The 12,761-nt window shown below is 43.6% G+C and carries 11 protein-coding genes; 7 read left to right on the top strand and 4 right to left on the bottom strand.

The genetic code is table 11. The annotated features are described in order from the left end of the window. Positions 1-70 precede the first annotated feature (70 nt). The 4 genes from OH460_RS13120 to ydiJ all read right to left on the bottom strand — a co-directional run bounded on the left by OH460_RS13120 (position 71) and on the right by ydiJ (position 6,380). Positions 71-1,045 carry a trypsin-like serine protease gene (locus tag OH460_RS13120; protein ID WP_269997700.1) on the bottom strand — a complete coding sequence of 325 codons (975 nt, stop codon included), beginning with the start codon at positions 1,043-1,045 and terminating at the stop codon, positions 71-73. Further along, on the bottom strand, positions 1,035-2,666 hold the full coding sequence (locus OH460_RS13125) for a trypsin-like serine protease (RefSeq protein ID WP_269997846.1): 1,632 nt from the start codon (positions 2,664-2,666) through the stop codon (positions 1,035-1,037). Before OH460_RS13125 ends, OH460_RS13120 begins: the two co-directional genes overlap by 11 nt. 149 nt (positions 2,667-2,815) lie before the next feature. Next, positions 2,816-3,277 (bottom strand): methyltransferase family protein, encoded by a 462-nt coding sequence (locus OH460_RS13130; protein WP_269997703.1) that lies wholly within the window; start codon positions 3,275-3,277, stop codon positions 2,816-2,818. A 67-nt stretch (positions 3,278-3,344) separates the two neighbouring features. Then, entirely contained in the window at positions 3,345-6,380 is a 3,036-nt protein-coding gene (gene ydiJ / locus OH460_RS13135; RefSeq protein WP_269997705.1) for a D-2-hydroxyglutarate dehydrogenase YdiJ, read from the bottom strand. Positions 6,381-6,602: 222 nt separating this feature from the next. On the opposite strand from ydiJ, the gene OH460_RS13140 reads away from it, so the two are divergent. From OH460_RS13140 to OH460_RS13170, 7 genes are all read left to right on the top strand, one after another. Next, entirely contained in the window at positions 6,603-7,286 is a 684-nt protein-coding gene (locus OH460_RS13140) for a DUF3334 family protein (RefSeq protein WP_008223007.1), read from the top strand. A 209-nt stretch (positions 7,287-7,495) separates the two neighbouring features. Then, positions 7,496-8,185, top strand: coding sequence for a DUF2786 domain-containing protein (locus tag OH460_RS13145; RefSeq protein ID WP_061032746.1), 690 nt, complete (start codon positions 7,496-7,498; stop codon positions 8,183-8,185). Positions 8,186-8,301: 116 nt separating this feature from the next. Continuing rightward, the gene (locus tag OH460_RS13150; RefSeq protein WP_061032747.1) at positions 8,302-8,967 is read left to right on the top strand and encodes an OmpA family protein; all 666 of its coding nucleotides are present in this window, start codon (positions 8,302-8,304) and stop codon (positions 8,965-8,967) included. Between the two features lie 154 nt (positions 8,968-9,121). Next, positions 9,122-10,195 (top strand): J domain-containing protein, encoded by a 1,074-nt coding sequence (locus OH460_RS13155; RefSeq protein WP_269997710.1) that lies wholly within the window; start codon positions 9,122-9,124, stop codon positions 10,193-10,195. Between the two features lie 165 nt (positions 10,196-10,360). Further along, positions 10,361-10,549, top strand: coding sequence for a hypothetical protein (locus tag OH460_RS13160; RefSeq protein ID WP_004738475.1), 189 nt, complete (start codon positions 10,361-10,363; stop codon positions 10,547-10,549). 377 nt (positions 10,550-10,926) lie between these two features. Beyond that, positions 10,927-11,334 carry a SulA-like leucine-rich domain-containing protein gene (locus OH460_RS13165; RefSeq protein ID WP_269997713.1) on the top strand — a complete coding sequence of 136 codons (408 nt, stop codon included), beginning with the start codon at positions 10,927-10,929 and terminating at the stop codon, positions 11,332-11,334. A gap of 237 nt (positions 11,335-11,571) precedes the next feature. After that, positions 11,572-12,675, top strand: a complete 1,104-nt coding sequence (locus tag OH460_RS13170; RefSeq protein ID WP_269997715.1) for a phosphoribosylaminoimidazolesuccinocarboxamide synthase — start codon at positions 11,572-11,574, stop codon at positions 12,673-12,675. The last annotated feature ends 86 nt before the right edge of the window (positions 12,676-12,761 follow it).

The following is a 12,761-nucleotide window of genomic DNA, read 5'->3' on the forward strand; positions in this document are numbered from 1 at the left end:
CCCAGCTTGATATCCTCAAGCTGGGCTTTTTTCATTCTAAACAATAGATATTAGTTTAAGTCACAGTTATTTACTGAGTACCTTTCCTCTTCGATAACGAAAGTGACTTACGCATCATCGTGCCACCCAACAGCATCGCTAGCCAATACCAACCCATTGAACCACCTGTCTTTTTGGTAGTTGGATCTTCCACCAAGCTTAGCTCTTTAATCTCATTACTATAAGCAAAGTTCTTAATGGTCACTCTGTCATGCCCTGCAGAGCCCACCTCATCTTTGCTGTACGCAATCATGAAGCTATTGTCTTTAACTCTCGCCATTGGCAGTTCAACAGTGCCAGATAATAGGCCTGCAAACGCGCCAACTTCAAAGCCGTTAATGTAGATCTCCATGTAGTCACGATCTTCTTCAGAAAAGACGGTGAGATCCAAAGATACGGTACCAGCTGGGATCCCGTCGACAATGAATGCGGTGGACTGGCTATTACCAATATCCGGTGACGCTATCGTATCCCCTTCAACATCCCAAGCTTCTGTGCTGTAGACTACATTCTTAGGTATCGTGACGAGTGAATTCACCGTATTAGAAACCTCATTCGCGCCAATAACATATGCCTTTGACGTCACCACACCTGCTAGTGAGTCGGTTGACACCTTGATACCAAAATCATGGTTACCCACAGAGTCTATGTTGTAGCTTACAACCACGTCACACCCTTCATTCGGCGATAACGTCCCGCAACTGTTACTCTTTATGATCGCAGTACCATTGTAAGTTATGGGATCGTTTGTACCGACAGCCAAAGATACGTCGGTTACGTTAATCTCTTGTTCGGATTTGTTCGTAAATTCAAACTGGTGTTCAATTGGGCCCAAAGGTCGAGCGCCTATCATCACTTTAGTTTGGTAGCTAAAGCCTGCCGTCTTCTTACCTATCCAGTCAGCAAAGTGGCTTATGTTGGTGTAGACACCGTATGCCTCTGGCTGTGCGCAACCTTCTCCCCAACTCACAAGACCTAGCTGTTCGTAGTATAGTTTACTGATCACCTTTCATCTTTAGTGGTGAAAATGACTTACGTACAATCGCACCGCCTAAAAGCACAAATAACCAATGCCAAGCCAGAGAACCGCCACTGCTACCAGAGCTTTTCGCATTCTGCGTACCCTCTGATTTAGATATCTTTATTTCATCGGTATAAGCAAAGTTTTTAATCGTAACTCTGTCATCCCCGTAAGAAATAGAGCCATCTTTCACATATTTAATCATAAGGCTGTTGTTGGAATCCCTAACCATCGGCAAGTTCACTGAACCAGAAAGCTGACCTGATTCTTTGTCGAACTCTTGACCGTTAATATAGAGCTCAAGGTAATCATGATCCAATTCAGACGATACCGTCACATCGAAAGAGACTGTACCGGTAGGTATCCCCTCTACAACCAACATGGTCGATTCGCTGCTACCTATTGATGGAGAGACGATTGTTGATCCTTCGGTACCCCACGCTTGTGTACTGTAAACACCACTGTTTGGAACACTCACATGAGAGTCCACAGTATTCGTTACAGATCTCGCTCCAATCACAGAAGCCTTTGATGTGACCGTGCCCAATAGTGAATCAGTGTCAACATTAATGCCAAACTCATGTTCGCCAATTGAGTTCAGGTTATAACTCACCACTACTTCACAGCTTTGTCCTGCTGTTAAAGTGCTACACCCGTTGTCCGTTATAACGGTATCATTACTAGAAATTGGATAAACATGGTTTACTTCGATGTTTTGATCGGACTTATTTATGAATTCAAAGGTATGTGAGATAGGCGCCAATAATCTTGCACCCAGCATTTCTATTTGACGATAACTAAACCCTGCTTTCTGCTCATTAATCCAATCATCAAAATAACTAATATTGGTATAGACTCCGTAGGCGTTGGCCTGTGCACAGCCTTTACCCCAGCTTACAATGCCCAGTTGCTCATATGTTCCATTTGTCGAAACAACGATTGGGCCACCACTGTCACCCTGACAAGAGTCATAACCACCATCACTGTACCCCGCACAGAATGCATCACTGCCAATAAAGGCATAGCCACTGTGAGGAACACTATTACATTGGTACTGGTTAACTAAAGGAACGTTGACTTGGTACAGTTCACTCTTAGATGCATATCCATCTGATGCGTCCTGATCTCCCCATCCCATCACCGTTAGCATCTGACCATCATTCAGGTTACCTCGAACATAACCATCAACGAGATTAACCACAGACTCCGATGGCTTATCGACGAGCTCGATAATCGCTATATCATTGCCTGTAACTACAGAGTTATAGTATTGATGTACATAAATATTCTCAACCGCGTATCTATGCTGTGCAGCTTGAGAGGCAGAGAGGTTGGATACACCAATCACCACATCGAGATCTTCACGACCATTACCGTCTACACAGTGAGCAGCCGTAAGGACATATCTCTCGCCAATGAAGCTCGCACCACAAAACTGACCGTCATAAGCGTTCACGTTTCTTGAGACTAGTGCAGCCATAAATGGCCAATTCCCTTGTGTTGCTTCTTTACCGTTTATAATTCGAGCTGAAACATCTGCCAACGCCGATGTTGAGGACAGACCCACTACACAGAAGCCTAACGACAACCATTTAGCCTGAACAATTTTCATTACCTAGCCTTTTATCTATATTAATAATACGGGCAGGCTATTTTATAAAAAGTAAATATAAAACCAAAATCATAATGAAGTGTGATAGGTATCGATTAAATGATAACAATTCTTATCCTGTAGGTTTGTTTTAACGAAATTTGTTAAACCCAACGTCTAACCTTTTGTTTGTAATCAACATATTCAGCACCGAATAATTGCTCTAGTGCTCGCTCTTCTGGTTTGATTTGGAACTGATTCATATAGATAACAAAAGCAAAGCTTAACAAGACGCTGAAAATATTCTGGAAGAAATAGCCAAAGCAGAACAGTAAGATGAAAAGGCCTAGATACATTGGGTTTCGCGTATATCCAAAAATCCCGCTATCAACAACGGTAGAAGCAGTTTCGACTTTAATTGGATTAACGGTAGTTTTCTGTTTTCGAAACTCCCAAATGCCAGATAATCCAACAACGCCGCTCAAAACGATTCCGACACCAAGAATGATGAACTTAAACGGCATCCCTATCGCACCTGTACTCAACTGTTGCGCACTGAAATAAGAGGCGACTAAAACCAATATAAACAGAGCAACTGGTGGGACTTTCAACTCAAGAAATTTCATAGCTTTCCTTATTAACAATTCCATTGTTAGTTTAGAAAAAAGCCCAGCAATTGCTGGGCTAAATAGTTTAAAGAATTTGTGCGAGTGCCTGTAATGGGTGGGCGAGCTTCTCACCTTCAAAACGTTTAACTTGGCTACGGCAAGAGTACCCGGTTGCTAAACAGCGCTCTTTTGGTAAGTCTTGAATCCTTGGCTTCCAACTTAAACCGTAGATGTCTTTCGACATTTGTAACTTATCGACTTCATGCCCAAACGTCCCCGCCATGCCACAACAGCCAACAGGTACGCTAGTAAGTGCTGCTCCAAAGTGTTGGAAGATAGCGCCCCACTCTTTTTCAGCATTTGGCATCTTGGTTTTCTCGGTACAGTGAGAAAATAAATACCACATCTCTTCACTTGCAGAGCGCGCTTCATAGTCACCGAGCGATGGTAATAACCATTCATGAACAGTGAGCACATCAAAGTCACCACGCTTATCCGCTAAGATCTCGACATATTCGTCGCGATAGCAAAGTACCAAAGCTGGATCCACACCCACGAGTGGAATACCAATATCTGCGACCATCGACAAGAAATCAGAAGTGGATTTCGCCTCGCGCGCAAAACGACTTAAGAAGCCCTTGATGTGCAACGCCTTACCATTTGGTTTAAACGGCAGTAGCACTGGTGTCTTGCCAAGCTTTTGAGCCAGAGTGACGAAGTCTTCAACCACCTCTGCATCATAGAAGCTGGTAAACGGGTCTTGGACAATCAATACATGCTGTTTCTTCTCTTCCGAAGAGAGCCCTTCTAGATATTGAATATCAAAAAGTTGCAGCTCTTTGCTTGCCAGACGATTTTTGAGCGTAGGCACCGACATCAGTGGTGCATCGACATAACCGACTGTTTTCGCTGTTGCAGATTGAACCCACTTTTGACCCAATGCAGCATTAACGACCTTTGGCGCTTTCGCCATTAGTGGCAGCATGGTTTCAATGTTTGCGACCAAGTAATCTTTGGCAGGGCGTTGATAGCGTGAGTAATAGATGTTTAAGAATCGTGAACGGAAACTTGGTACATCAACTTTGATTGGACATTGGCTCGCACACGCTTTACATGCAAGACAACCATTCATCGCTTCATGTACTTCGTGCGAGAAATCGTACTCGTGGCGTTTGTTCATGGTGTTACGAACGCGCTCAACCATAGTTTTGACAGGAGTATCGTCTTTTAGCGCTTCTTGCTCTAAATCGAGAATATCCACGCCTTGCTCAGTTAGCTGACGCAACCACTCTCTGACTAAACCAGCACGACCTTTTGGTGAATGGCGACGGTCAGCAGTGACTTTCATAGAAGGGCACATTGGCGAGCTCGTGTCGTAGTTAAAGCATAAGCCGTTGCCGTTACACTCCATCGCTTGCTTAAAGCTGTCGCGCACTTGAACATCTATCTGGCGATCATAAAAGCCACGTTTAGTGTCGGTCACTTTCACCAACTCAGCGTCACTTTCTAAAGGCGTACAGATCTTGCCTGGATTCATCTTGTTATGCGGGTCGAATGCTGCTTTTACACGCCTTAATTCGGTAAACAGTTCTTCACCGAAGAAATCAGGACCGTACTCAGAACGGAAGCCTTTACCATGCTCGCCCCACATTAAGCCGCCGTATTTCGCCACCAGCTTAACCACTTCATCAGAGACTTCGTGCATCAAGGCTTCTTGCATTGGATCACATAAGTCCAGTGCTGGACGAACGTGTAGAACACCCGCATCAACGTGACCGAACATGCCGTAATTCAGCTCTTTCGAATCAAGTAGCAGTCTAAATTCAGCGATGAAATCAGCCAAGTTTTCAGGTGGTACACAAGTGTCTTCAGCGAAAGCGACCGGCTTAGCACGACCTTTCGCCGCACCTAATAAGCCTACTGCTTTTTTACGCATGTTGTAGATTCGACCAATACTCGCCAAATCACTGCACACTTGGAAGCCAATCACACCCGCTTCTTCGCTTTCAACCATGGTTTCAAGTTTTGCGGTCAGCGCTTGAACTTGCTGTTCCACTTCCGCTTCATCTTGGCCTGCAAACTCAACCATATTGATGCCAAGCATCTCTTTGTTAGGAACATCCGTCAGTAGGTCACTCACGGTGTGCCAAACAATGTCTTGCTTCGCTAAGTTCAATACTCTTGAATCCACCGTCTCTACAGAAAGAGCCTTGGCTTCAACCATGAACGGTGCGTTACGCAGCGCAGAGTCAAACGTGTTGTATTTCACGTTAACCAAAGTGCGCGCTTTCGGAATTGGAGTTAGATTTAGCTTTGCTTCTGTAATGAATGCTAAAGAGCCTTCTGCGCCACATAACACGCGAGTAAGGTCAAAGCTGTCATCGTCATCATTGATAGCATTCTTGAGATCGTAGCCCGTCAAGAAGCGGTTCAATGGTGGGAATTTATTGAGGATTTGAGCGCGTTTTTCACGACATACCGCTTCGGTTACCGCAAGCGCATGATGCGCAAACTCGCCCTCTTCCGGTAAGCCATGTGATAAATCAGACTCTAGACACGAACCATCGGCGAATACCGCTTGCAAAGACAACACGTGATCAGACGTTTTACCGTACTTCAATGACCCTTGGCCTGATGCATCAGTATTGATCATGCCACCCAGTGTTGCTCGGTTACTTGTTGAAAGATCTGGAGAGAAAAAGTAACCGTAAGGGCGAACCGCATCGTTCAATTGGTCTTTAACGATGCCCGACTGAACTCGTACCCAACCTTCCTTCTCATTAATTTCCAGAACCTGATTCATGTAGCGTGATAAATCAACCACAACCCCTTTAGTTAAGGATTGTCCATTGGTTCCGGTACCGCCACCACGAGGAGAAAAAGTTACGCGTTCATAAGCAGATTTAGAACCCACTTTACCGATAAGCACAACGTCGTGTGTTGTTTTGGGAAGAATGACAGCTTGGGGCAACTGCTGATAGACACTGTTATCAGTCGCGACCGCCAAACGGCTAGAATATTGAGATTCAATGTCGCCAGTAAAGCCCGCTGTTTTTAGTTCATCTAAAAAGCGTACAACAACTGGATCGACATCAGCATTGAGTTGAAGTCTTGGTAACATTTGCTTCCTGCCCCTACTTCGCTGATCCTATCAGCATTGGGTTATCTGAGATTTTTAATAATTTTCTTTGAATTTCGTCACTTTACTACTATTAAGATCATATAAAAAGGTGATCAAATCAGAATCTCAGTGCAAGAATGGAGAAATAGTCACTTTCGTCTTAATTCAGTAACAAAATATTGAATAACATTTTGTTTAAGACATCTCCACGAGCACATCAAAATGAAAAAAAATAAAACAGTCACCACTGAAGATATTCTTCTTAAGCTATGCCAATCAGTCTCAAGCGTACTTACATCAGCAACGGCTTCTCAGGTGTCCTATTCCGCTATGGTGCAGAAGATCAACAAGACAAGCCTAAAGCCAGATTTCGGCTGTTTTGTTCTTTTTGACGGCGGCTTTTCTGGCCTTGTTGTCATTAATTTTACGTCGAAAGCCGCATTAGAGATCTACACCAATTACATGCGTAACATGGGCATGCCTGAAAATGAATTAGCAGTGCTGCATACGTCTGATGAGGTAGGCGATGTTCTAGGTGAGCTAATGAACCAGCTAGTTGGTGATTTCACTAATAAGATCCGCAAAGAGCTGCAAACTAACATCACGCAAAACCAACCGAAAATGCTGGCACTAAACAAGCAAGTAAACCTGTCTGTTGATACTAATCTTGATCGCCCACAAGCGCGTCGTGTGACCTTCTCTACTGAAAACAACAACATCTTCTACCTGGAGCTGGCTATGGACAAAACAGAATTCATCCAACTAGAAGAATTTGAGATTGCAGAAGACGAGTGTCCAGACAGCATTCTTGAAGCAACTCAGAAAAAGATGCAGGAAGGTAATAAGCCAACACAAAGCTCAGGCAATGATTCAGCAGCCGATCTGCTTGATGAACTGGGTATCTAGTTTGCGAATGCTCTAGTCATTACCAAAAACCCTGTCACTAACGCCATCTATCTTCTTGATGGCGTTTTTGTTTATGCTCCAAAGTCCGTTTTGCTTAATTAATTGTTACGAACCCAACTCGCCCACTGAGTGAGTTTTGCTTTCTGTTACCCGCCAAAACATGTAAAATGTCGGACTTTTCAAAATTTGCGGTAATGATTAAGTAATCGATGGATAAGAAAAAAGCCCTAAAGAAAATAGCTAAGTGTCTTGAGCTTGGTAATTCTGCTAACGTCAATGAAGCTGCCAATGCAATCAAAATGGCGCATAACTTGATGCTGAAATATGGTCTCGAAAAAGACGATATTGAATTTATCAAGATGGGCAAGACTCAATCCACGCACCTATTACCTGCAAATATCAGCTCAACACTGCTGCGTGTTATTCGTGGTATCAACACTAAATTTGGCGTAGAAGCTGTACTGCTGAACCATAAAGGTCTCAAGCGTGTAGAGTTCATCGGTGAAGCCGATCGTGCCATCTTTGCAGCCTTTGCTTTCGATATCATCTATCGTGAACTGAATGAACATACTGGCCAATTCCGCAACAGCTTTGCGGGGTCTGGTACGGGTACATTAGAAGTAACCCGTCGCGTGAATTCCTTTGTATCAGGTTGGGTTGAAGGTGCGCTTGAAAAACTGCCGACGATCACACCAGACGACGAGTCGAACAACAAAATCAATAACTACATCGATAAAGAGTTCAAAAATATCGACCGCGAAACCTTCAAACAACAACTTAAAGAGGCGATGAAAAATCTCACCGCTGATTACGAAGTTGGCTTGAAGAAAGGCCGTAAATTGTCTGTTAATCGACCAGTTGCTGGGGCACAGGCACCTAAAAAGATATCTAAATCATAGAGCCGCTTTACATTGCTTCAGCGTATTGATAAAAACCATCAATAGGACCTACAGGACTATATGTTTGTCATTCGTAATCCATACGTTTGACAGAAGTACATGATGGAGAAAATACGTTGAAAAAAATCACACTAGCCCTAGCGCTTACTGTCGCACTTACGGGTTGTCAGGCAACTCAACGCCAAAACGCTACTACTGGCGAATCTGAGACTAACTCTGCAACTCAAGGCGCTCTAATTGGTGCAATCGCTGGTGCCGTTGCTGGTGCTGCTACCGGTGACTCTAAAGACCGTGGTAAACGTGCTCTTATTGGTGCTGCCGGCGGTGCTGCTGTTGGCGGTGGAATTGGTTACTACTTTGACCGACAAGAAGCGGCACTTCGTGAAGAACTGATGAACTCAGGTGTTCAGGTAGAGCGTGTTGGCGAAAACCAACTTCTACTTCGCCTTGAAAACGGCATTGGTTTCGATTCTGGTTCTTACGCGCTTGAATCAAGCATTCACAATACACTTCGTGGTGTTGCGCGTATCCTAGTTGAATACCCAGACACGAGCCTAGTGATCGAAGGTCACACTGACAGCACTGGCAGTGAGTCGACGAACCAAATCCTTTCTGAGCGCCGTGCTGAATCTGTTCGTGCATTCTTGATCTCTCAAGACGTAGCGGCAGGCCGTGCCATTGCTCGTGGTAACGGCGAACGTTACCCACTCTGCGACAACAACACGTCTCAAGGCCGTGCTTGTAACCGCCGTGTAGAGATTCAAATCTTGCCACTTAAGTAGCACGATTAAAGTCCAGTCTCCTTTATCTATTGAAATAACCGCTATATAGTTGCTTGTCTGTGGTATGGCTGATTCAAAGCTGTACGACTTTACTATTCACTACATAGCGTCTTGATACTGATATCGGCACTGGGCTTTTTACGAGATTTTTCTTTTGCTTATCCTATCCAACTTTCTAACATCATCGCCCCTGAGAACACTGCTTCTAGCCCTTGTTTTATTGCTTTCCTCCCTCGCCCATGCGGCAAATAACAGTGAAGAACGTAACGCAGCAGATCCATCACCTAAAGACTCGGCATCACAATATCAATTAGCACAAGCGTATGAATTAGGGATCGGCGTCTCTAAAAACATCGATGACGCATTCTATTGGTATTCACAATCCGCGGAAAACGGCAATGCAGATGCACAGTTCAGATTGGCTGAGCTTTACTTGGCCGGAACGGGTGGTGAGCCCGATAACAAATTAGCCTTGGAATGGTTTATCAAAACCGCATTGCAAGGGAACAAGCGAGCGACACTAGAAATCGCCAAAATCTACGAATCTTCCCCAGAACACGAGCTACTCAGCCCACTAGACGCCGCACAACTTTGGTATGAAGCAGCGTTGCCAAACAACCCAGACGCGGAAGATGGCTACAACCGTGTTCTTGAAGCACAGTTCAACCAACAACGTGCAAAACAGATCTCTTCAATCGAACAGCTCAACGAGGGTATCGGCTCTGAAATAGACAACAGTCAGGGAGCATCTCAGCAAATACAATCTAACCAAGTGCAATCTAACCTCTCCAGTTCTAACCTAACTGGCTCTGACTATATGATTGGTGCTGCTTTAGCGTTACTGATTGTTATCGTGAGTATCAGCGCGACTTTGGTGATCTCGCGAAAAAGAGAGATTCTGAAATCGAGTGACTTGGGAACGCAGAAGCAGGCACTCGAAGCGCAACTGAGCGAGAAGAACCGCGCCATTAAGCAGCAAAAACGTCAATTGCAGACCATGTTCAACGAATTGAAGAAACAAAAAGGCCAAAAAAGTTCGAACAATTTACAGTTAGCCTGTGCACTATTTGGCTACACGCCAAGCTCTATTCCTAATCAGAAAAGTATTAAGGTGAGATATAAACAACTATCAAAGATTTACCACCCTGATGGTCAGGGATGTGACGAAGAAATGAAACGTTTGAACAGTGCGCTAAAAACGATCTTACAAAGTGTTACAAAATCGTAAACAACTACACACCTTTATCTTTCCATCTCACAGAGATATCGATTTTATTAGTGTTGCAATCGATCACCTTCTCAAAAACGAGTAACAAACTATTAACTAATAGGTCTCTGTTGTGTCATAATTTGCGCCGAAAATACACCTGACTTAAACAGGTGAGGAGAGAATATGTTCACAATAGAAGGCGTTTGTGATTGGTGCAAAAAGCCAAGCCTAGTAAAAAAGCACGACTACCTAGATGGTAAGTGCCATCATGCATGTAAAGATTGCAATGATATCGCGACCATGGATGTTCGCCAGTTCAATATTGGTGAGATGGAAATGAGAGCAAAACTCTCCCAAGCAACACTGAGATAAGCTACACCATTGAAATATAAGAAAGCGCCTTAGGCGCTTTTTTTGTGCCCAGCATTTATCTTCTTATCTTCTTATCTTCTTATCTTCTTATCTTCTTATCTTCTTATCTTCTTATCTTCTTATCTTCTATACAGGTGTATACAGTGGTTTTTACAGAAAACTACTGTATACACCTGTATAAAGCTCACACTTTTTTCCATTTCTGAGAAAAACAGCAAAATCATTCAAATTTAATTTATCATTTAATTTCATAAACTTATAAGCACAAACTTCATTTCACCATAAGAAATCGTCCAATAATCCCGCAAAAAGCGCTTGATCTTATAAGCAACAAAAACTACTGTATACACATACAGCATGTATATAAGGACAGCAAAATGATTCAAGCACACGTTAAAGCACAACACTCTAGCCCGCTAATTCACGGCGCATTTGCATCAGTTTCTCGCTCAGCTCATCATTCAACTGATGAAACGTTATTTGCAAAAATGGCGTTGCTGTCCAATCAACATCAATGGCTACTATTTACGGCTCAAACGCCAAGACCATCCGCTAAGCAGCTGCAGAAGCATAACGTATGCTGCGACCGCGTTATTCACATGAAAGCTTCTCACCAAATGACCGAAGCTGAAACAGTAGAGAAAGCGATCCGCTCTAAGAATGCGAGTGCGATCGTTGCTAGCGCATCGATTGATCAATTTAGCCAACAGTACTTAAGAACATTAGGTATGCGCTTCCAGTGTGAGGTTTTCTTCATGGATGCCAACTCAGAGCGCATTCACTAAGCAACATAGCGCTACTAGATAGCTCAGTAATATAGTCCAAATATACTGCCTTCCCCTGCCCTACATTTCGCCTTAAATTTGGTGGATAGTTAGGCAGGGGTTTTTATTTGATTAGTAGATTTAGCAAACGTTTGCTTTTTCTCTGGAAGCAAACGTTAGATTGGGTATAATGCCCGTCTAATCATGTGCACATTGCACTTCTCTGTATGACGTTTGATAAAAGATAGGAATGTCTAAATGAGCCTCGCTGATCAAGTTCTTGCCGTAAATGATGACCTCCCAATCCGCACTGATAAACCTGTCCACAGTGGCAAGGTTCGTTCGGTTTACTGGTTAACTGAAGAAGATAGCCAACGACTAATTAAAGAGAAAGGCTACGACGTAGCACCTGATGCTCCGTTAGCTATCATGGTGATCAGTGACCGTATCTCTGCATTTGATTGTATCTGGCGTGGTGAAGGCAACCTGAAAGGTGTTCCTGGTAAAGGCGCTGCGCTTAATGCTATCTCTAACCATTGGTTCAAGCTTTTTAAAGACAACTGTCTTGCTGACAGCCATATTCTTGATATCCCTCACCCATTCGTATGGATTGTACAAAAAGCTCGCCCAGTAATGATTGAAGCGATTTGTCGTCAATACATCACAGGTTCAATGTGGCGTGCGTACGCAAGTGGTGAGCGTGAATTCTGTGGTATCGAAATGCCAGAAGGTCTAGAAAAAGACAAGAAACTACCAGAGCTTCTAATCACTCCTTCGACTAAAGGTATTTTGAAAGGCATTCCTGGTGTACCAGAAGCGGACGATGTAAACATCACACGTCAGAACATCCAAGATAACTTTGCAGCGTTTAACTTCTCTCAAGAGAGCGATATCGCGCACTACGAGAAGCTTTTAAAAGAAGGCTTTAACGTCATCAGTGACGCGTTAGAGAAAGTAGACCAAACCTTCGTTGATACCAAGTTTGAGTTTGGTTACGTGAACGATGCACAAGGCAAAGAGAAGCTTATCTACATGGACGAAGTGGGCACACCTGACTCATCTCGTATCTGGGATACAGAGCAATACAACAATGGCAACATCGTTGAAAACTCAAAAGAAGGTTTCCGTCAGTTCCTACTTAACTACTTCCCTGACGCTGATATTCTACTGAATAAAGAGCGTATGCCAGAGCGTGAAGCGCTAGCGCGTGACAATGAATTGCCATTGGATGCACTGATGTCTCTTTCTCGCACTTACCTTGATATCGCAGCAAAGATTACTGGCGCTGAGATTGTACTGAGTGACAATCCTAAACAAGAGATCATCGACGTATTGCGTGCTGACTACGGACTGGTCGATTAATCAAGATCAGATGTGTAGCAACACCCAAAAACAAAAAGGGCCTCAACATTGAGGCCCTTTTTACATGTATATTTTCAGTCTTGTTT

It is taken from the genome of Vibrio sp. Makdt (assembly GCF_027587015.1).
GTDB lineage: Bacteria > Pseudomonadota > Gammaproteobacteria > Enterobacterales > Vibrionaceae > Vibrio > Vibrio chagasii_B.

Excerpts from the sequence above, each read along its gene's own strand:
- OH460_RS13130 (WP_269997703.1), bottom strand. The coding sequence starts at position 3,277 with ATGAAATTTCTTGAGTTGAAAGTCCCACCAGTTGCTCTGTTTATATTG.
- ydiJ (WP_269997705.1), bottom strand. The coding sequence starts at position 6,380 with ATGTTACCAAGACTTCAACTCAATGCTGATGTCGATCCAGTTGTTGTA.
- OH460_RS13140 (WP_008223007.1), top strand. The coding sequence starts at position 6,603 with ATGAAAAAAAATAAAACAGTCACCACTGAAGATATTCTTCTTAAGCTA.
- OH460_RS13145 (WP_061032746.1), top strand. The coding sequence starts at position 7,496 with ATGGATAAGAAAAAAGCCCTAAAGAAAATAGCTAAGTGTCTTGAGCTT.
- OH460_RS13160 (WP_004738475.1), top strand. The coding sequence starts at position 10,361 with ATGTTCACAATAGAAGGCGTTTGTGATTGGTGCAAAAAGCCAAGCCTA.
- OH460_RS13165 (WP_269997713.1), top strand. The coding sequence starts at position 10,927 with ATGATTCAAGCACACGTTAAAGCACAACACTCTAGCCCGCTAATTCAC.
- OH460_RS13170 (WP_269997715.1), top strand. The coding sequence starts at position 11,572 with ATGAGCCTCGCTGATCAAGTTCTTGCCGTAAATGATGACCTCCCAATC.